We start from the raw sequence: 20,015 nt of genomic DNA on the forward strand, positions 1-20,015 counted from the left end.
TGGTGGCCAAGCTGACCGCGACGCCTTCGGTCACCGAAGGTGGCGAGATCACCTACACCATCACCCTGACCAACAAAGACGGTCTGCCGATCAACAACCACTCGGCCCTGACCTTCACGCTGAGCGATGGCAAGACCGTCATCACCGTACCGGCCAACGGCACGACTGGTGCGGTCACTGTGACTGCCCCGGACAACGTCTACACCGGCACCAACGACCCTGTGGTCAAATCGATCGCCTCGGTCACTGGCGCTGATGTCGGCAAGTTCGAGCAGCTGACCCTGGACAAGACCCCGGTCAGCACCACCGTCACTGACGAGCCTGGCTCGGGCGTTCCGGGTACAGGCAACCAGGGCGATGTCGCCACGGTCGGCATCACCGGCACCACGTCACTGACCGAAGGCGAAACCGGCCACTACACGCTGACCTTGAGCAATGCGTCCAAGGCCGAGGTCACCATCACCCTCAGCTACAGCGGCACCGCCAAGAATGGCGAGGACTTCACCGGTATCACCACTGTGAAGATCCCGGCCAACAGCAACGGCACCACGTTCGATATCGCGACCATCGACGACAAGCTGGTCGAGGGTATCGAGAACTTCACTGTGAAGATCGAAACCGCCGCCGGTGGCAGCTTCGAGAACCTGAAGGTCGACAGCAACAATGCCAGCGTGACCACAGCCATCCTCGACAACGACCATCTGCCGGTTTCGCCTGGCGGTGCGGTGTTTGGGGTGGAAGACACCGACTACGTGTTTGCCTGGAGTGATTTCAAAGTCACCGATGCCGACGGTAACAGCGGCCTGTTCGTGACCATTACCTCGCTCCCGGCCACCGGCAGTCTGCAGTTCTTCAACGGTACTGCATGGGTGAATGTGGTCGCTGGCCAGGTGGTCAGCCAGGCTGACATCACGGCCCAGAACCTGAAGTTCGTCCCGGCCCTCAACCAGTCGGGTGGGGACAGCTACGGTGGCAACGGCGTGGGTAACCAGCAGGCCGACTACGCGCAGTTCAAGTTCAAGCCGAACGATGGCTCCAACCTGGGCAATGAAGTGACCATGAAGGTCGATATCAGTCCGGTTGCCGACAAGCCGACCCTGAGCTTCGGCAGCACTGAAATCGAGTCCAAAGGTCTGACCAAGGAAGTCTGGAACAGCCTCAAAGGCCTGGGTACTGACGGTGCTGGTATTACCGGTGAAAACCTGAAGACGGTCTTTGCCAACTCCGGCAATGCCAACACCAGTAGCACCACCACCAACGTGCAGTCCGATGGCAGCGTCACCGCTGGCACCGGCTCGAAAACGTCGGGCCTGATCTACCTGGAAGCCGGCAAGACCTACACCTTCAGCGGGATTGCCGACGACAGCTTCGTGGTCACCATTGGTGGCAAGACCGTGGTCACGGCCACCTGGGGTGCTGGTGGTGAGGTTTCGGGTACCTTTATCCCGAACACCAGTGGCTACTACCCGATCGAGGTCTACCACGCCAACCAGTCCGGCCCAGGCAGCTATGACCTGAACATCCAGGTAGGCTCGGGTGCTGTCACCGACCTGAGCAGTTCGAACATCAAGATGTATCAGAACGTGACCGCAATGGCCAACGCCGGCCTGGGCGTGTCCGACTTGCACAATGTAAATGGCCAGAGCTATTACGACGGCTACAAACTCAATGAAGGGCCAGAAGGTGGTACGGTCAAACTGGTCGGTATTTCCACCGCCCTGACCGACACCGACGGTTCCGAAAGCCTGGGCGTGACCCTCAGCGGCATTCCGAAAGGTTCTGTTCTGAGCGATGGTGCAGGCCACACGGTGACGGTCGGCAGCACACCGGTGGATGTGACAGGCTGGAAACTCAGCGGCCTGACGCTGACCCCCCCTGCCTACTACAAAGGCTCGTTCGACATCACTGTCACCTCGACCGCTACCGAAAGCCTGGGTGGTTCCGCCAGCACCGTCGGTAACATCCCGGTGACCGTATACCCCGCGACCTACAAGGCCAGCGTTGGTACCTCGGGCAACGACACGATGACCGGCGGCGAAGGCAACGACATCATCGTCGCCGACGTATCCGGGCTGAACGTGGTTCAGGGCAAGAACTACAACATTGCCTTTATTGTCGATAGCTCGGGCAGTATGAGCGACAAGTCGATTTCGGACGCGAAGACGCAGCTGGCCTCGGTGTTCAATACGCTCAAAGCCAGCCTGGGCTCGGATACCTCGGGCACGGTCAACATCTTCCTGGTCGATTTCGATACCCAGGTCAAGCAGAACGTGGCGGTGAACCTTGCCGACCCGAATGCCTTGAGCAAGCTGCAGTCCGTGTTGAACTCCATGGCGAGTGGTGGCGGGACCAACTACGAAGACGTGTTCAAGGCAGCGGCCAACTTCTTCAAGAGCACCATGGCCACCAGTAACACCAATGCGGAGAACCTGACCTACTTCATCACCGACGGCAAGCCGACCTATTACCAGAGCGGGGAGAATACCAACCCGCGGCTGTGGACCAATGGCAAGTACCTGGATGACGTGGTCAACGTCAACAACTACAAGCTTGGCGACACCTTCAGTACGTGGGCCGACTCGACTCACAAAGTCGAGATCAGCAGCAGTGGCACGGTCAAGGTTCTGACTTACAGCGAGAATAAGAAAGGTGAGTTGGTGCTTCAGTCCACCAGCACCGTCGGCACCCTGCATGCCCAGGGCGATGGCACCTACGAGTTCTCCAGCCTGGACGGTTCGGGCTATGGTGAGTATTGGAACTATCAGGAGTCGGCAGCAGGCACCACTGCAAGCTTCAGCTTGCTCGGTGGCACCAACGGCGTGAGTAAAGTGCAGGCCATTGGCTTGAATAGCGATGTCACGCTGAACGATCTGAAACCGTACGACTCCGCTGGCAAACCACAAGCAGGCATTGATCCGTCGGATCTGGCCAAGGCGATTCTCGGTCATTCCGAGGCGACCTTGCCGGGCGCTGACAGCATCGATGGTGGTAACGGCAACGACATCATCTTCGGTGACCTGATTACCCTCAACGGTGTCGTGAGTGAGGGCTACCAGGCGCTGCAGACGTACGTGGCGCAAAAGAGCGGTGTCGAAGCCAGTTCCATCACCACCAGCAATGTCCACCAGTACATTACCGAGCACTACACCGAGTTCGATATCTCCGGTGCCAACGACGGTAAAGACTTGCTGTCGGGCGGCAATGGCAACGACATCCTCTTCGGTCAAGGTGGCGATGACGTGCTTGATGGTGGCAAGGGTAACGACATCCTGCTGGGCGGTAGCGGCAAGGACACCCTGATCGGTGGCCAGGGCCACGATACCCTGATTGGCGGCAGCGGTTCTGATACCTTCGTGTGGAAGGCTGGCGATACCGGCAATGACGTCATCAAGGACTTCAACGTAGGCGAAAAAGACAAGATCGACTTGAGCGACCTGCTGCAGAACGAGAAGGGCAGCACCATCGATAACTACCTGAAACTCACCACGGTGGACGGTACGACGACGCTGCAGGTCAGCAGCGAAGGCAAGCTCAATGCCGAAGGTGGCCTGGCCAACGCCGACGTGACCATCAAGCTGGAAGGGGTGAACTGGTCCAACACCACGATCAACTCGTTGATCAGCGGTGCTGACCCGACCATCATCATCCACAACAAGGACAGCTGATTGCTGATGCGCTAGCGGGCTGCTCTGCAGCCCGATCGCCGGCAAGCCGGCTCCCACAGGTACTGTGCAGCTCCTGAGCGTTGTGCGGTACCTGTGGGAGCTTGCTTTCCGGCAATTGGCCTCTGAGCGGCCACGGCTCTTTCCTGACATCCTGCGACAGCGCATACTCTGGCGCCGGCCCTGCGTGCCGGGCGATCTTTGCCTATGCTGCTGTCTACTATCAAAGGACTAACGTGACGAGGGACACCGCCATGTTCTACGTGCAACGCGATGCCGCCGGCCAGTTGCGGCGGGTAGAAGCGGCCGCTTTCGACCAGTTCACCGAAATGCTTCCCGCCGACCATGCCGATATCCAGGAATGGTTTGCCGATGACGTCGTGGAAAACAGCCTCAACCAGCTCAAGCAAAGCGACCTGGACATGATCCGCGTGCTCGAGGACCTGATCGACGTGCTGACCGCCAAGGGTGTTTTCAATATCACTGATCTGCCCGCTGGCGCGCAGGCCAAGCTGCTTAACCGCTCCAAGGCGCGCAAGGCGCTCAGCAGCCTGAACAACCTCATCGATGAAGAAGAGCAGGGCGGGCTGATCTGATTGCGCAACGTGCCCTGACAGTAGTGCTATGGTTATTCGTTAACGGTATTTAAAATATAGCTCTTATGACTTTATAGTCACTTCCACTGCGTACCCGTCGACCAATCGATGCGCCGCACGACTTGAACCCACACGGGAAATCCCCGTGCGTTTCTGATCGTTGCGCGCCATTGAAGTCGCGCACTGCGTGGGAGTGAAAAATGTCAGCCGCCTCGAACGCCTTGTCGATCATCGACAGCGCCCAGCCGCAATGCTTCGAAATCCGCCCATTCTCCGGTGCCGTAGGCGCCGAGATCATCGGCCTGGACCTGGCCAGACCAGTCAACGCCGAGGATTTCGCCCGTATCCATCGCGCCCACCTCGACTACCATGTGCTGGTGTTCCGCGCCCAGCGCATCAGCCCCGACCAGCAGATCGCCTTCAGCCGCCGCTTCGGCCCGCTGCAGATCCATGTGCTCAAGCAGTTCCTGCTCGCCGGCCACCCCGAGATCCTGATCGTTTCCAATATCATCGAAAACGGCCAGAACATCGGCCTGGGTGATGCCGGCAAGTTCTGGCACTCGGACCTGTCCTACAAGGAACTGCCCAGCCTTGGCTCGATGCTGCATGCCCAGGAACTGCCCAGCGAGGGCGGCGATACCCTGTTTGCCGACATGCACAAAGCCTGGGACGCCGTACCCGCGGCCCTGCGCAACGTGGTCGAGGGCCGCAGCGCTGCTCACTCCTACACCGCCCGTTACGCCGAGACCAAGTTCGCAGGCAACTGGCGCCCCACCCTGACTGCCGAACAGCTGGCTCAGGTACAGGAAGTCATTCACCCGGTGGTCCGTACCCACCCGGAAAACGGCCGCAAGGCGCTGTTCGTCAGCGAAGGCTTCACCACTCGCATCGTCGGCCTGCCGGACGACGAAAGCCGCGACGTGCTGCAACAGCTGTATGCCCTGAGCGTGCTGGAACAGAACATCTACCGCCACCAGTGGCAGCCCCACGATCTGGTGTTCTGGGACAACCGCTCATTGATACACCTGGCCACCGGCTGCCCAGTGCACCTGCGGCGCAAGCTGTACCGCACCACCATCCAGGGCGATGCCCCGTTCTGACGACTGAGGAAACCCATCATGCGTAAATCCATCAGCCGCCTGGCGGCAAGCATCGGCCTGGGTGCAAGCCTGGTCGTCGGCAGCCTGTCAGCCCCCGCCACGGCGCAAGCAGAAGGCAAGATCCGCATCGCCGAGCAGTTCGGCATCGTCTACCTGCTGCTGAACGTAGTGCGTGACCAGCATCTGATCGAAAAACATGGCAAGGAGCAGGGCATCGACATCGAAGTCGATTGGGCCCAGCTGTCAGGTGGTTCAGCCATCAATGACGCGCTGTTGTCCGGTTCGGTGGACATCGCCGGTGCCGGTGTCGGCCCGTTGCTCACGGTGTGGGACCGCACCAAGGGCCGACAGAACGTCAAGGCCGTGGCTTCGCTGGGCAACTTCCCGTATTACCTGGTCAGTAGCAATCCCAATGTGAAGACCATTGCCGACATCTCCGACAAGGACCGCATCGCCGTACCGGCGGTAGGCGTTTCGGTGCAGTCGCGCTTCCTGCAGTACGCCGCCGCCCAGCAGTGGGGCGACAAGGAATACAACCGCCTCGACAAATACACCCTGGCCGTGCCACATCCGGATGCCACAGCCGCGCTGCTGGCCGGCGGCACCGAACTCAACGGGCACTTCTCCAACCCGCCGTTCCAGGACCAGGTGCTGGCCAACAAGAACGTGCACGTGGTGCTGAACAGCTACGACCTGCTCGGCCCCAACTCGCCGACCTTGCTGTTCGCCACCGAGAAATTCCGCAAGGACAACCCCAAGACTTACAAGGCCTTCGTCGATGCGCTGGCCGAAGCTGCGGACTTCGCCCAGAAGGACAAGGCGGCCGCCGCCGATACATACATCCGCGTGACCAAGGCCAAGATCGACCTCGACACGCTGATCAAGCTGATCGACAACCCGCAGTACGAGTTCACCGTCACGCCCAAGAACACCTACAAGCTGGCCGACTTCCTCTATCGGGTAGGCGCCATCAAGCACAAGCCGGAATCGTGGAAGGACTACTTCTTCCAGGATGAACGCCCGCTGCAGGGGAGCTGACCGATCATGACCGCCCCATTGCCAGGCCACACGGCCAGCAACCTGAGCCGTGTCGCCACGCCGCCCTTGCTCAAGGTGGATAACCTCAGCCTCGAATACCGCACCGCGCAACGCGTGGTGCGGGCCACCCACCAGGTCAGCTTCGAAGTCGACCGTGCCGACCGTTTCGTGCTGCTCGGCCCCTCTGGCTGCGGCAAGTCCACCTTGCTCAAGGCCGTGGCCGGGTTCATCTCGCCCCAGGCAGGGCAGATTCTGCTGCAGGGCCAGCTGGTAAGCGGCCCTGGCCCCGATCGCATCGTGGTGTTCCAGGAGTTCGACCAGCTGCCGCCGTGGAAGACGGTGAAGCAGAACGTCATGTTCCCGCTGCTGGTTTCGGGCCAGCTGAAACGCGCTGAGGCCGAGGAACGGGCGCTGCACTACCTGGAAAAAGTCGGCCTGGCCGCTTTCGCCGATGCCTACCCGCACACCCTCTCGGGCGGTATGAAGGCGCGCGTGGCGATTGCCCGGGCCTTGGCCACGCAGCCGAAGATCCTACTGATGGATGAACCGTTCGCGGCACTCGACGCCCTGACCCGGCGCAAGATGCAGGAAGAATTGCTGCTGCTGTGGGATGAGGTGCGTTTTACCCTGCTGTTCGTTACTCACTCCATCGAAGAAGCACTGGTTGTCGGCAACCGCATCCTGCTGCTGTCGCCCCACCCGGGGCGGGTGCGTGCCGAAGTGCACAGCCACCAGTATGACCTGGGCAGCCTGGGTGGCAGCGACTTCCAGGCCAGTGCCCGACGCATCCATCGTTTGCTGTTCGATGAGGCGGATGCCCCCGAACAGCCCGACGATATTGGTTTCAACGATATCCGCATCGCCTACTGACAGGAGCTTCAGCCATGACCACTACACCTGTACGCCAGGAATACGAGGTGCAACTGGAGCCGCTGTTCAGTGTGCCTGTGGAACGCAACCTGCCGTTGGCTCAGCGCCTGTGGCAGCACGGCTGGCTGCGCAAGGCGGTCATCCTGCTGGTGATCGCCGTGCTGTGGGAGTCCATCGCCCTCTACCAGGGCAACGACCTGCTGCTGCCGACTTTCCTGCAGACGGCCACGGCGCTGTGGGACGGCCTGGTCAGCGGTGAGTTGCCGGCCAAGGTTGGCGTGTCGCTGGTGATCCTGCTCAAGGGTTACATGCTGGGGATCATCCTGGCGTTCGGTCTCACCAGCTTGGCGGTGTCGACCCAGCTTGGGCGCGATCTGCTGGGCACGCTGACCTCGATGTTGAACCCATTGCCGGCGATTGCCCTGTTGCCACTGGCCTTGCTGTGGTTCGGGCTGGGCGACAACAGCCTGATCTTCGTGCTGGTGCACTCGGTGCTGTGGGCGCTGGCGCTGAATACCTATGCCGGCTTCCTCGGGGTGTCCGAGACCCTGCGCATGGCTGGTCGCAACTATGGCCTGAAAGGGCTGCGGCTGGTGTTGCACATCCTGGTACCGGCGGCCCTGCCGTCGATCCTGTCGGGGTTGAAGATTGGCTGGGCGTTCGCCTGGCGCACCCTGATCGCTGCCGAGCTGGTGTTCGGTGCCAGCAGCGGCAAGGGAGGGCTGGGGTGGTACATCTTCCAGAACCGCAACGAGCTGTATACCGACAAGGTGTTTGCCGGGTTGGCGGTGGTGATCCTGATCGGCTTGCTGGTGGAAGGGTTGGTGTTCAATACCCTGGAGCGGCTGACGGTGCGGCGCTGGGGGATGCAGCGCTAGCAGGTAAACCTGTACCGGCCTCTTCGCGGGTAAACCCGCACACAGGATTTTCATCGGCCTTCAGGGTGGTGCAGCACCTTGTGGGAGCGGGTTTACCCGCGAAGAGGCCGGTAAAGGCTATAAATTCAGATACTGCGCCGCCGCATTGCTCAGGATCCTGCCAATCTCTTCCCGTAAGCCGGCAGGCTGCTCCACCACCACCCCATCCCCATGGCTCAACAGCCACCAGCGCAATGGCCAGCCATCACTTACCGTGGCCCGCAACCGATGCCCGTGCTCCAGCGCCGTCAGTTGCATGTCACTGCTCAGCGGCGCAAGCCGCAACTGCCGCGCCAGCGCATCGCTGATCCGCGCCACCAACTCCACCCCCTCACCCCGAGCCGGTTGCAACGCATCGCCGCGCAGGTGCGTCAGCAAGTCGAAATTTCCGCGCAACTCACCCACGGCGCTCGCCGACCAGTGCCAGCCAAACGGGATGCTTTTGTCATTGCGCTCCAGCGGAAATATCAGCGACAGCTCATTGAGGTCGCGCTCGACAGTGCGTTTGCTGACAGTGAAGCCTACGTCACGCAGGCGCCAGACCAGCTCGGCGCTGGTAATGCCTGGGGAACGGCTGGGCAGCTGGCGCAGCAGCGCCCACTGACGGCTGAGGGTGGCGCGAGTGGTGGCGAACGGCAAAAGATAACGTCCTTGTCTAGGCTTGCCGCAATAGGATGGCGGCAGGCGGGGTGGCATGGCAATTGGCCACAGCCTGCTCAGATCAAGGAAGTCGCATTTGGTTGCCTGGTGCCGAATCGTTCGCGACAGGTTTTGACGTGACGTCACGCAGAATCACGCCTCATCACAGCCGAAGGTTGGGGCTGTGCGTCGTTCAATGAGGATGAACATGTTTGCTGCCAGCAATATCCATTCGCTGCTTGCCCGTCTTTTGCCCGAACGGGTCATTGCCCCACCGGCTGCTGTCGGGAGGCGACAGCGACTGTTTGTAGGGATAGGGATGCCCAGCCAGCGTTCGCTACTGGTCAGCCGCCTGGACGAGGCCAGTGACTTGCAGGCGGTGTATGTCGACCTGCGCCAGCAGGCCTTGCAAGGCAACGTGGCGGCGCTCAACGACCTTGGCTGGATCTGGCTCAACGGCAAGTACTGGCGTGCTGACACCGTGTTGGCCGGCCACCTGTTGCGCATGGCGGCCCTGCAGGGCAATGGCGCGGCGTGGTTCAACCTTGGGCAGCAACATTACTTCGGCAAAGGCGTCGAGCCCTCTTACGTGCAGGCGGCGGAGTGCTACCGGCAGGCTTTCGAGCGGGGCATGCTGCATGCCGCTGCCGCGCTGGGTGACCTGTACGAGGAAGAGGTGTGCGATGGCGGCGTGCAGTGGCAGGTCGACCTGGTGCAAGCCTACCAGTGGTTCCTGCGCGGGGCCGAGCGGGGCGAGGCACGCTGCCGTTTCGAGGTGGGTTACCGGTTGATGCACGGGCTGTACGTGGAGGCTGATCTCAAGGCCGCGCTGTACTGGCTGGAGCTGGCAGCAGCGGCGGGGGTGGTGCAGGCGGCCGAAGAGCTGGCTGTGCACTTCAGCAGCGGCGACGAGGTACGGTACCAGGAGTGGCGGGACCGGGCAGTGCAGATGGGCAGCACACTGGCCTTGACCATGAAGCTGGAAGACCAGATTCAGCGCTGAATGCTCTGTTGCCTGTCCGGGCCTCTTCGCGGGTAAACCCGCTCCCACAGGTACCGAGCATGGCTTGAATCCTATGCCGCACCTGTGGGAGCGGGTTTACCCGCGAAGAGGCCGGCACAGGCAGGCCAAAAGCCCCGGCATGAACAACAATTCATCCATCCCCCCGGTTGACGACAGGGGGAGGCACAGGCGTATATTGATAGTTAGCAAACTATGAATATCCTTGGTTCCTGTCATGTCCCTTGATCTCCTGCGCCTGCAAGTCAGCAGTGGCATGGTGGTTGCCGCCCGCCATTGGCGGCGCATCTGCCATAGCGCCCTGACTGGTTACGGCATTTCCGAGGCCTGCGCTACGCCGTTGCTGATGATCGTGCGCCTGGGAGACGGTGTGCATCAGGTGGCAGTGGCTCAGGCCTCCGGCCTGGAAAGCCCGTCGCTGGTGCGCCTGCTTGACCAACTGTGCAAGGCTGGCCTGGTATGCCGCAGCGAGGACCCGCTGGACCGCCGCGCCAAGGCCCTGAGCCTGACCGCCGAAGGCCGCACCCTGGCCGAATCCATCGAAGCCGAACTGGTGCGCCTGCGCCGCGAAGTGCTGCACGGTATTGCTCAGGCCGACCTGGAAGCCGCCTTGCGCGTGCTGCGTGCCTTCGAGGCTGCCGGCCTGGGCAACACAGGCGGGGCGGCATGAACGGTTTCTTCAGCTCTGTACCCCCGGCCCGCGACTGGTTCTATGGCGTGCGTACCTTTGCTGCCTCCATGATTGCCCTGTACATCGCCCTGCTCATGCAGTTGCCGCGCCCCTATTGGGCCATGGCTACGGTGTACATTGTCTCCAGCCCGTTCCTCGGCCCCACCAGCTCCAAGGCCCTGTACCGTGCCGTGGGCACACTGCTCGGCACTGGCGGGGCGGTTTTCCTGGTACCACCGCTGGTGCAGTCGCCGCTGCTGCTGAGCATCGCCATCGCCCTGTGGACCGGCACCCTGCTGTTCCTTTCGCTGAACCTGCGCACCGCCAACAACTACGTGCTGATGCTGGCCGGCTACACCCTGCCGATGATTGCCCTGGCTGTGGTCGACAACCCGCTGACAGTGTTTGACGTGGCGTCTTCCCGCGCCCAGGAAATCTGTCTGGGGATCGTCTGCGCGGCGGTGGTCGGGGCGGTCTTCTGGCCACGCCGGCTGGCGCCGGTTGTAGTCGGGGCCACCGGTAGCTGGTTCACCGAGGCGATCCGCTACAGCGACACCTACCTGACCCGTGATGTCAGCGCCGACAAAGTCGGCGGCATGCGCGGGGCGATGGTTGCCACCTTCAACTCGCTGGAGTTGATGATCGGCCAGCTCAGCCATGAAGGTGCTGGTCCGCACACCCTGAAGAATGCCCGCGAGTTGCGCGGGCGCATGATCCACCTGCTGCCGGTGATCGATGCGCTCGATGACGCACTGGTGGCGTTGGAAGGCCGCGCCCCGGCCCAGTTCGCCCAGCTTCAACCCGTGCTTGAAGCCGCTCGCGAATGGCTCAAGGGCACTGCTGACAGCGCATCGGTAGCACGCTGGACCACGCTGCACGAGCAGATAGAGCGCCTGCAGCCTGGCGCCGCCGCGCTTGATCAGCGCGCCGAACTGCTGCTGTCCAACGCTCTGTATCGCCTGACCGAATGGGCCGACCTGTGGCAGGACTGCTGCAGCCTGCAACACGCCCTGCGCAGCGACGACGCCAAACCCTGGCGCGCGGTGTACCGCCACTGGCGGCTGGGCCGCCTGACGGCGTTCTTCGACCGTGGCCTGATGCTGTATTCGGTGGCCTCCACAGTGCTGGCGATCGTTGTCGCCTGCGGCCTGTGGATCGGCCTTGGCTGGAACGACGGCGCCAGCGCAGTGATCCTCGCCGCCGTGTCCTGCAGCTTCTTCGCCGCCATGGACGACCCGGCGCCGCAGATTTACAGGTTCTTCTTCTGGACGCTGATGTCGGTCATTTTCTCCAGCCTGTACCTGTTCCTGGTGCTGCCCAACCTGCACGACTTCCCGATGCTGGTGCTGGCCTTCGCCGTGCCGTTCATCTGTGTCGGCACCCTGACCGTGCAACCACGCTTCTACCTGGGCACCTTGCTGACCATCGTTAACACTTCGACCTTCATCAGCATCCAGGGCGCCTACGACGCCGACTTCTTCACCTTCCTCAACTCCAATCTGGCCGGGCCCGTGGGGTTGCTGTTCGCGTTCATCTGGACCCTGGTGATGCGCCCGTTTGGCGTGGAGCTAGCGGCCAAGCGCATGACCCGCTTCGCCTGGCGCGACATCGTCGAAATGACCGAGCCGGCCACCCTGGCCGAGCACCGCCAGGTTGGCGTGCAGATGCTCGACCGCCTGATGCAGCACCTGCCGCGCCTGTCACAAACCGGCCAGGATAGCGGCGTGGCACTGCGTGACCTGCGCGTGGGGCTGAACCTGCTCGACCTGCTGGCCTATATGCCGCGTGCCGGCCAGCAGGCGCGCGAGCGCCTGAGCACGGTGATCGCGGAAGTCGGCGCGCACTACGCCGCTTGCCTGCGCGCCGGCGAGCGCCTGCACGCACCGGCCGCGCTGCTGCGTAACATGGAGCGCGCGCGGCTGGCGCTGAACCTGGATGAACTGTACGAGCGCGGCGATGCCCGCACCCACCTGCTGCATGCCCTGAGCGGTCTGCGCCTGGCCCTGCTGCCGGGCGTGGAGGTGATGCTCGAGCCAGCCGAACAACCGCAACTGCCCCCCGGCCTCGACGGAGCGCCTCTGTGATTGGTGAACTGGATATCAGCGGGGTATTCCTGCCCACGCTGCTGGTGATGATGTTTGGCACCTACCTGCTGTTCCTCGGGGTACATGCGGTGCTTGTGCGCCTGCATTTCTACCGCCTGGTCTGGCACCGGTCGTTGTTCAACGTTGCCCTGTATGCCGTGCTGCTTGGCGCGGTGGACCACTTTTGCCGAAACCTGATGCTGCCATGAAAAAACCTTTGCTGACCTTGGGCCGTGTGGTCCTGACCTTGCTGGTAGTGACCTTCGCCGCCGTGCTCGTGTGGCAAATGGTGGTGTACTACATGTTCGCCCCCTGGACCCGCGACGGTCACATCCGCGCCGACGTGATCCAGATTGCCCCGGACGTGTCCGGGCTGATCCAGAAGGTCGAGGTGCATGACAACCAGACCGTCAAGCGCGGCGATGTGCTGTTCACCATCGACCAGGACCGCTTCACCCTGGCCCTGCGCCAGGCCAAGGCGACCCTTGGTGAGCGCCAGGAAACCCTGGCCCAGGCCTCCCGCGAAGCGCAGCGCAACCGCAAGCTGGGCAACCTGGTGGCTGCCGAACAGCTGGAAGAAAGCCAGTCCCGCGAGGCTCGTGCCCGTTCCGCCGTCAGCGAAGCGCAGGTGGCCGTCGATACCGCCCAGCTCAACCTCGACCGCTCGGTGGTGCGCAGCCCGGTGGACGGTTACCTGAACGACCGTGCACCGCGTAATCACGAATTCGTCACCGCAGGCCGCCCGGTGCTGTCGGTGGTCGACAGCGCCTCGTACCACGTTGATGGCTATTTCGAGGAAACCAAGCTGGGCGGTATTCACATTGGCGATGCCGTGGACATTCGCGTCATGGGCGACAACACCCGCCTACGTGGCCATGTGCAAAGCTTTGCCGCCGGCATCGAAGACCGTGACCGCAGCAGCGGCGCCAACTTGCTGCCCAACGTCAACCCTGCGTTCAGCTGGGTGCGCCTGGCCCAGCGTATTCCGGTGCGCATCGCCTTTGACGAAGTGCCGCAAGACTTCCGCATGATCGCCGGGCGAACCGCCACGGTGTCGATCATCGAGGGCCAGCGCCCATGAAGCAGCTGATCCTGGCCGGGCTGTGCCTGTCGTTGGGGGCCTGCATGATGGTTGGCCCCGACTATGAAGTGCCGAAGGACGCGGCGGTGCAACGCGGCGACCTCAACGGCCCGCTGCGCCAGGATGCCGACAGCGTGGTATCGGCACCGGTGCCCGAGGACTGGTGGCAGTTGTACCAGGATCAACGGCTGAACGAGCTGGTGCGCCAGGCCTTGAGTGCCAACACCGAACTGCGCGTGGCTGCCGCCAATATTGCCAAGGCACGCGCCCAGGTCGAAGTGGCTGAGTCGCAGGGTGGCTTCAATGGCGGCGTCAAACTTGGCGCCCAGCGCCTGCAGGAGTCGGGTGAGGCCTTCCTGCTGCCGGAGAAAGTGCCGGTGGCCAATATCGGCGAGGCCATCATCAGTGCCTCGTACCAGTTTGACCTGTGGGGCACCTTCAAGCGTGGCACCGAGGCGGCAAAGGCCAATGCCGATGCAGTGCAGGCTGCCGCCGACACCGCCCGCATCACTTTGGTGGCGGATGTGGTCAAGGCCTACACCCAGGTGTGCTCGGCCAACGAGGAGTACCACATTGCCCGCGAGTCGCTCGACCTGCAGGAGCAGAGCGTGAAGCTTAACCAGCGCCTGCGCGATGCCGGACGCGGTGATGAAACCCAGGTTACCCGCTCGCAGACCCAGTTCAAATCCTTGCGCGCCGAACTGCCGCGCTTCAAGGCCGAGCGCGAGACCGGCATGTATACCCTGGCGGCGCTGTTGGCCAAGCCGGTTGACCAGCTACCTGCAGGCACCGCCGATTGTGCCGAGCTGCCGCACCTGAATCAGCTGGTCCCGGTGGGCGATGGCGCCGCGCTGCTCAAGCGCCGGCCCGACGTGCGCCAGGCCGAACGCCAGCTGGCCGCAGCGACTGCCTCCATTGGCGTAGCTACTGGAGCGCTGTACCCAGACATCAGCATCGGCGCCCAGGTTGGCACCATTGGTATCCTGGAAAACCTGGGTGAGCCGTCGACCAACCGTTGGGGGTTCGGCCCGCAGATAAGCTGGACCATCCCCACCAACGGCACCCGCGCCCGCATTCGCATGGCCGAAGCCTCGGCCCAGGCAGCCCTGGCAAATTTCGACGGTGTGGTGCTGAACGCCATTCGCGAGACCCAGACCCGACTGGCGCAATACAGCGCTCTGCTGGACCGCCGCGATGCGCTGGCCGAGGCGGAGAAGTCGGCCAAGGAAGCGGCAGACCAGACGCACCGGTATTACCAGGCTGGGCGTGAATCGTTCCTGGCGGATTTGCAGGCGACGCGGACCTATACCGACATGCGTGCGCAGTTGGCGGCGGCCAATAGCCAGGTGGCGTTGGGGCAGATTGGGGTATTCCTGGCGTTAGGTGGTGGCTGGAAGACCACGGCTAGGCCCTGATTCCGAGACTCTGGAGAAACTTTCGCTATTGCGCGACCAAAACGATGACTTTGCATACGGAGCGCTCAGCAATAGTGCCGGTAGTTGATGAACCTATCAAAAATGACAGTAGTTCAGCCGGGCGTTATTCTATACGCTGAGGTTGACAGCTCGTTGGGTAAGGACGGTGGACTTGTAATTTTATTAAAGTAATTAATAGCATTTCCCATGAATGTGAAGGGTATGGCAACTATTTCCGCTCGTCCAAACACATTTGCTTACCTTGCGTATGGTTACGGCTCGCCAAGGCTAGACTCACCCATTCTGCTTGGCTTTACTGGCGAACATCCGGATGTTCTCTCTGGGCTCTATCTGCTAGGAAACGGTTACCGGCCATACAGCCCGGTGTTGATGCGGTTCACCTGTCCGGATAGTTGGAGCCCATTTGGATTGGGTGGTTTGCATGCTTATGCCTATTGTGGTTGTGACCCCGTCAATCGGAAGGACCCCAGCGGACATACGTGGGCCGGTGTCAGCTTTCTTTTCAGGTTGTCGAAAGTGCGTAGGTCAAGCGGAGCGCGGACGCCAAGAGAATCGGTTCAACTGGATCAAGCCGATAGAATGTCTCCGGTCGGCTCTCTGGACGGCGCGTTGAACTATATAGGGCGTCACGGCTCAACTAATATCAACGCTGTGGGCTTGCTGCAAGGTTTGAATGCTAAATATCAGAACTCCGCCGGAGGTCTTAGTTCCGGCAAGGGTTTCTATGTTGCACTCACTGATTCTACAGCGAAAGATTTTGCTGGCATGGCTGCGGACTATGCACGCCAAGCCGAACCTGGAGGAAACGTGCAGCCAGAGGTTTACTCTGTGTTCGCTTACAATTTCAACGCGAAGGTACCCGGTAAAGACTACCGTTTCGGCACGATGGGCGAGGGTGGGTTAGTGCCCAGGAAACTCGAAGAAATGGAATTGTTATTGTATGAACCAATGTATGAACAAGTGGTGATACGACGAGGGCAGCCAAATCAGCGGCAAATGCTACCAAGAGCATCGGAAGCGCCGTTCTGAGTGCGCCATGGGTGGGAAGTGCTTAAAACTTGTGGTTCCAGAGCTAGAAGCCGCTGGCCTTAGTCCTTGTTTGAAAGCAAGGTTTTGCAAATAGCCTGTGAGAACCTGAGGCCGCTGTGCAGCCCATCGTCGGCAAGCCAACTCTCACAGGTACTGCGCCACGCTCAGGCCCGGTTGTCATCCCGCTTCCTCTAAATTTGTACCAAGATTTTTCATGAAATCCGCCCAGCGCCCTTGAAGGAAGAAAAGTGGAAGTGAACAATGTTCTCTTTCGCATTTACCTCGAGACTGGCCATGAATACCCGTTCCCGTCTGCTTGCCTGGCTACCGGCTATATTGCTCGGCCCGGTGCTGGCGCTGTGCAGCACCCCGGTGCTGGCCGAAGCCCCTGCCGAGGCGACCAAGGCCCTGCACCTGCTGGACTACATTGGCGCCGACTACCCGCCGACCGTGCAAGACGGCAAGGTGATCGACGATGGTGAATATCGCGAGCAGCAGGAGTTCAGCGCGGTATTGGCCGACCTGGTCAAAGGCCTGCCTGCAAACGCCGAACAAGCCGCTCTGGAGCAAGGTATTCAGGCGCTGCGCCAGGCCATCGACCAGCGTCAGGATGGGGCGAGCTTAGCCAAACAGGCCCGCCAGCTGGGCGCGCGCCTGGCGGTGGCCTACGAGGTCAGTCAGGCTCCGGTGATTACTCCGGACCCGGCCCGTGGTGCTTCGCTGTATGCGCAAAACTGCTCGATCTGCCACGGCGACACCGGTGCCGGAGACGGCCCGGCTGGCGTGGGCCTGGAGCCTGCGCCGGCCAACCTGCGCGATGTTTCGCGTCTCGACCAGTTGAGCCTGTTCGACCTCTACAACACTCTTGCCCTGGGCATTGATGGCACCGAAATGCCGTCCTTCGCCGACCAGCTGGACGACCGTCAGCGTTGGGACGTGGCCGCATACATCGCCAGTTTCACAGCCAACCCGGAAGCCGGCAAAGGTGACAAGACCTGGAATATCGCCGACCTGGCCCGGCAGACCCCGGCCGAAGTTGCCGCTAGCGAAGGTGTCACGGCCGTAGAGGCGTTCCGCGCCCAGCGTGCTCAGCCGCCGCAGGTCAAACGTGGCCCGGCACAATTGCTCGAATACACCGCCAGCACCCTGGACAAGAGCCTGGCGGCCTACCGCGCAGGTGATCACGACCAGGCCTACGACCTGTCGGTGGCGGCCTACCTGGAAGGCTTCGAGCTGGTGGAAAGCTCGCTGGACAACATCGACACCCAGGCGCGCAAGGACACCGAAAAATCGCTGATGGCCTACCGCCAGTCGCTGCAGGACGGCATGCCAGTGGCCCAGGCCGAGCAACGCCTGAGCGAAGCCAAGGCCAAGCTCGAGCAGGCTTCCAAACTGCTCGGCAGCGATGGCCTGAGCTGGTCGCTGAGCTTTGTATCCGGCTTGCTGATCCTGCTGCGTGAAGGCCTGGAGGCGATTCTGGTGCTGGCGGCGATCCTGGCCTTCCTGCGCAATACCGGCCAGCAGTCGGCGGTGCGCAGCGTAAACATCGGCTGGGGTTTGGCGCTGGTGGCCGGTTTTGCAACCTGGGCCTTGGCAGCCTATGTGATCGACGTCGGTGGCGCCCAGCGCGAACTGCTGGAAGGCTGCACGGCGCTTTTCGCCGCGGTGATGGTGCTATGGCTTGGCGTGTGGATGCACGACCGCCGCCATGCCGCTGCTTGGCAGGACTACATCAAGAGCAGCCTGGTCAGTGGCGGCGGACGCTTCGGTTTTGCCGTGCTGGCGTTCTTCTCGGTGTACCGTGAACTGTTCGAAGTGATTCTGTTCTACGAAACCCTGTGGCTGCAGGCAGGCCCAGCCGGGCACCAGGCGGTGCTGGCGGGTGGTGCCACCGCACTGGTGCTGCTGGTGGCGTTGGCCTGGGTGATCCTGCGTGGTTCGGCCAAGCTGCCGCTGTCGCTGTTCTTCAGCATCAACGCCGCGCTGCTATGTGCCTTGTCGGTGGTGTTCGCCGGGCATGGTGTGAAGGCGCTGCAAGAGGCCGGGGTGTTGGGCACACGGCCGGTGGCGTTCTTCGAGTTCGACTGGCTGGGGATTCATGCCGATGCCTACTCGCTGTCGGCGCAGGTAGTGGCCTTGCTGGCCATCGTGTTCCTGTACGGGCGCTCGCGCCTGGTGGAAAAGCGCAGGGCAACGGCTAACTGATCGCCTGACAGGCTGGCGCGGCCCCCTGTGGGAGCGGGTTTACCCGCGAAGCAAGCGGCGCGGTGTATGGCACCGGCTTCGCCGGTGTTCGCGGCTAAAGCCGCTCCCACAGGGACCGCGCGAGTTTCAAAGTTTGAGCAAGACCGCCATTCAGGCCGGTTGTGGTGCCTTGAGAATGTTCTGCAGCAGTTGGACACTTTCGACGGCGTCGTGACCCAGGCTGGTCAGGTAGCCGCCATCAGGCTGATCGGTCAGCCCCTTCTCATACAAGCGCTGCGCGGCGGCAACCAGGGAGGGGGAGGCGTTCTTGTGAATTTTGATGCCTTCCTGGCTGCTGTCGTGCTTGAACAGTGCGAGTACTTCCAGCTCGGCGATCAGATCGGGGGTAAAGGGCATGGCGACTCCTGACTTCCAGACAAGGATGGTGGCACCGATTGCGGTGCCTGATCCTGGAGTGTAGACGGGTTATTCGTCGTCGCCTTGATCCATCTCAGGCGGCAGCTCGGGCAGCGCACGCAGGGCGTTCTCGTACCACTCGCGGTCGAACTCGCGGTCTTCCACCAGCATGTTGTCAATTTCGAAGGCCAGTACATGGGCCATCAGGTTGAGAATGTCTTCGCGCTCGTAACCGACCAGGGTCAGTTTGTTGAACGTGGCTTTCGCCGCCGCCGGGTCGCCGCTTTCGATCTGGTTCTCGATGGCCTGGGTCAGCGTTGCCTCGGCGAAGGCTTCGTCGTCGTTGTCGATGTCGGTGGGCTCGCTCATGGCGTTACTCCTGTGGTGGGATGCACAGTGTGCCACGCCTGTGGCGGCAATGCCCGGGCATTGACGGGGCGCATGACGCTGGTCAGGGGCGCGCGGACGGTCTATAAAAGCCGGGCCAACCCCTTACGGCCTGGAGGCTGTTAACTCATGCTCAAGCTTCATGGATTCTCGGTCAGCAACTACTACAACATGGTCAAGCTGGCCCTGCTGGAAAAAGGCCTGCCCTTCGAGGAAGTCACCTTCTATGGCGGCCAGGCGCCACAGGCGCTGGAAGTGAGCCCGCGAGGCAAGGTGCCGGTGCTGCAGACCGAACACGGCTTCCTCAGCGAAACCAGCGTAATCCTCGACTATATCGAGCAGACCCAGGGCGGCAAGGCACTGCTGCCGGCCGACCCGTTCGGGCAGGCCAAGGTGCGTGAGCTGCTCAAGGAAATCGAGCTATACATCGAGCTGCCGGCGCGCACCTGCTACCCCGAGGCGTTCTTCGGCATGTCGGTGGAGCCACTGATAAAGGAAAAAGCCCGTGCCGACCTGCTGGCCGGTTTTGCAACGCTCAAGCGCAACGGTCGCTTCGCACCTTATGTGGCGGGTGAGCAACTGACCCTGGCAGACCTGATGTTCTGCTTCTCGGTCGATTTGGCCTGTGCCGTGGGCAAGAAGGTGCTGAACATAGACTTCCTGGCGGACTTCCCGCAGGCCAAGGCGTTGTTGCAGCTGATGGGCGACAACCCGCACATGGCGCGGATCGTGGCGGACAAGGAGGCGGCGATGCCGGCCTTCATGGAGATGATTCGTAGCGGAAAACGCTGAGAATAGTGTTGGGGCATTCGTGGGTAAACCCGCCCCCACAGGTACAGCACTGCTTTTGAAGCCTGTGCAATACCTGTGGGAGCGGGCGTGCC

17 protein-coding genes and 1 pseudogene are annotated in these 20,015 nt (G+C 61.9%); 15 read left to right on the top strand and 3 right to left on the bottom strand.

What is annotated here, in order from left to right:
* Positions 1 to 2: 2 nt before the first annotated feature.
* The 6 genes and pseudogenes from CAY82_RS14605 to CAY82_RS14630 all read left to right on the top strand — a co-directional run.
* Positions 3 to 3,665: pseudogene (locus CAY82_RS14605) on the top strand (immunoglobulin-like domain-containing protein); the annotation flags it as partial.
* A gap of 251 nt (positions 3,666 to 3,916) precedes the next feature.
* Positions 3,917 to 4,258, top strand: coding sequence for a tryptophan synthase subunit beta (locus CAY82_RS14610; RefSeq protein WP_087501851.1), 342 nt, complete (start codon positions 3,917 to 3,919; stop codon positions 4,256 to 4,258).
* Between the two features lie 200 nt (positions 4,259 to 4,458).
* The gene (locus tag CAY82_RS14615) at positions 4,459 to 5,358 is read left to right on the top strand and encodes a TauD/TfdA family dioxygenase (protein WP_087501852.1); all 900 of its coding nucleotides are present in this window, start codon (positions 4,459 to 4,461) and stop codon (positions 5,356 to 5,358) included.
* 18 nt (positions 5,359 to 5,376) lie between these two features.
* Positions 5,377 to 6,396 (top strand): ABC transporter substrate-binding protein, encoded by a 1,020-nt coding sequence (locus CAY82_RS14620; protein ID WP_087501853.1) that lies wholly within the window; start codon positions 5,377 to 5,379, stop codon positions 6,394 to 6,396.
* Positions 6,397 to 6,402: 6 nt separating this feature from the next.
* Entirely contained in the window at positions 6,403 to 7,266 is an 864-nt protein-coding gene (locus tag CAY82_RS14625) for an ABC transporter ATP-binding protein (protein ID WP_087501854.1), read from the top strand.
* A gap of 14 nt (positions 7,267 to 7,280) precedes the next feature.
* Positions 7,281 to 8,144, top strand: coding sequence for an ABC transporter permease (locus CAY82_RS14630; protein ID WP_087501855.1), 864 nt, complete (start codon positions 7,281 to 7,283; stop codon positions 8,142 to 8,144).
* Between the two features lie 117 nt (positions 8,145 to 8,261).
* On the opposite strand, the gene CAY82_RS14635 is transcribed toward CAY82_RS14630, so the two are convergent.
* Positions 8,262 to 8,822 carry a WYL domain-containing protein gene (locus CAY82_RS14635; RefSeq protein WP_087501856.1) on the bottom strand — a complete coding sequence of 187 codons (561 nt, stop codon included), beginning with the start codon at positions 8,820 to 8,822 and terminating at the stop codon, positions 8,262 to 8,264.
* A 208-nt stretch (positions 8,823 to 9,030) separates the two neighbouring features.
* Here CAY82_RS14635 and CAY82_RS14640 point away from each other — a divergent pair, with 208 nt between their 5' ends.
* The 8 genes from CAY82_RS14640 to CAY82_RS14675 all read left to right on the top strand — a co-directional run bounded on the left by CAY82_RS14640 (position 9,031) and on the right by CAY82_RS14675 (position 18,348).
* Positions 9,031 to 9,825 (top strand): tetratricopeptide repeat protein, encoded by a 795-nt coding sequence (locus tag CAY82_RS14640; RefSeq protein WP_087501857.1) that lies wholly within the window; start codon positions 9,031 to 9,033, stop codon positions 9,823 to 9,825.
* A gap of 235 nt (positions 9,826 to 10,060) precedes the next feature.
* On the top strand, positions 10,061 to 10,513 hold the full coding sequence (locus CAY82_RS14645) for a MarR family winged helix-turn-helix transcriptional regulator (protein WP_087501858.1): 453 nt from the start codon (positions 10,061 to 10,063) through the stop codon (positions 10,511 to 10,513).
* The gene (locus CAY82_RS14650) at positions 10,510 to 12,597 is read left to right on the top strand and encodes an FUSC family protein (protein WP_087501859.1); all 2,088 of its coding nucleotides are present in this window, start codon (positions 10,510 to 10,512) and stop codon (positions 12,595 to 12,597) included. Before CAY82_RS14645 ends, CAY82_RS14650 begins: the two co-directional genes overlap by 4 nt.
* On the top strand, positions 12,594 to 12,806 hold the full coding sequence (locus tag CAY82_RS14655) for a DUF1656 domain-containing protein (RefSeq protein WP_087501860.1): 213 nt from the start codon (positions 12,594 to 12,596) through the stop codon (positions 12,804 to 12,806). The genes CAY82_RS14650 and CAY82_RS14655 overlap by 4 nt, the downstream gene beginning before the upstream one ends.
* Positions 12,803 to 13,678: an HlyD family secretion protein gene (locus CAY82_RS14660; RefSeq protein ID WP_087501861.1), complete on the top strand. Its 876-nt coding sequence runs from the start codon at positions 12,803 to 12,805 to the stop codon at positions 13,676 to 13,678. Before CAY82_RS14655 ends, CAY82_RS14660 begins: the two co-directional genes overlap by 4 nt.
* Positions 13,675 to 15,093 carry an efflux transporter outer membrane subunit gene (locus tag CAY82_RS14665; RefSeq protein WP_087501862.1) on the top strand — a complete coding sequence of 473 codons (1,419 nt, stop codon included), beginning with the start codon at positions 13,675 to 13,677 and terminating at the stop codon, positions 15,091 to 15,093. The genes CAY82_RS14660 and CAY82_RS14665 overlap by 4 nt, the downstream gene beginning before the upstream one ends.
* Before the next feature lie 222 nt (positions 15,094 to 15,315).
* Entirely contained in the window at positions 15,316 to 16,143 is an 828-nt protein-coding gene (locus CAY82_RS14670) for an RHS repeat-associated core domain-containing protein (RefSeq protein WP_256576283.1), read from the top strand.
* A 261-nt stretch (positions 16,144 to 16,404) separates the two neighbouring features.
* Positions 16,405 to 18,348, top strand: coding sequence for an FTR1 family protein (locus CAY82_RS14675; protein ID WP_087501864.1), 1,944 nt, complete (start codon positions 16,405 to 16,407; stop codon positions 18,346 to 18,348).
* A 150-nt stretch (positions 18,349 to 18,498) separates the two neighbouring features.
* Here the strand turns inward: CAY82_RS14675 and CAY82_RS14680 are convergent, their stop codons facing one another.
* The gene (locus CAY82_RS14680) at positions 18,499 to 18,744 is read right to left on the bottom strand and encodes a TIGR02647 family protein (protein WP_087501865.1); all 246 of its coding nucleotides are present in this window, start codon (positions 18,742 to 18,744) and stop codon (positions 18,499 to 18,501) included.
* Between the two features lie 69 nt (positions 18,745 to 18,813).
* Positions 18,814 to 19,113: a hypothetical protein gene (locus CAY82_RS14685; RefSeq protein WP_087501866.1), complete on the bottom strand. Its 300-nt coding sequence runs from the start codon at positions 19,111 to 19,113 to the stop codon at positions 18,814 to 18,816.
* Between the two features lie 147 nt (positions 19,114 to 19,260).
* Between CAY82_RS14685 and CAY82_RS14690 the strand changes: the two genes are divergently transcribed.
* On the top strand, positions 19,261 to 19,923 hold the full coding sequence (locus tag CAY82_RS14690) for a glutathione S-transferase (RefSeq protein WP_087501867.1): 663 nt from the start codon (positions 19,261 to 19,263) through the stop codon (positions 19,921 to 19,923).
* Positions 19,924 to 20,015: the final 92 nt, after the last annotated feature.

The organism is Pseudomonas sp. SID14000 (genome assembly GCF_002165135.1).
In the GTDB taxonomy this organism is placed as follows: domain Bacteria; phylum Pseudomonadota; class Gammaproteobacteria; order Pseudomonadales; family Pseudomonadaceae; genus Aquipseudomonas.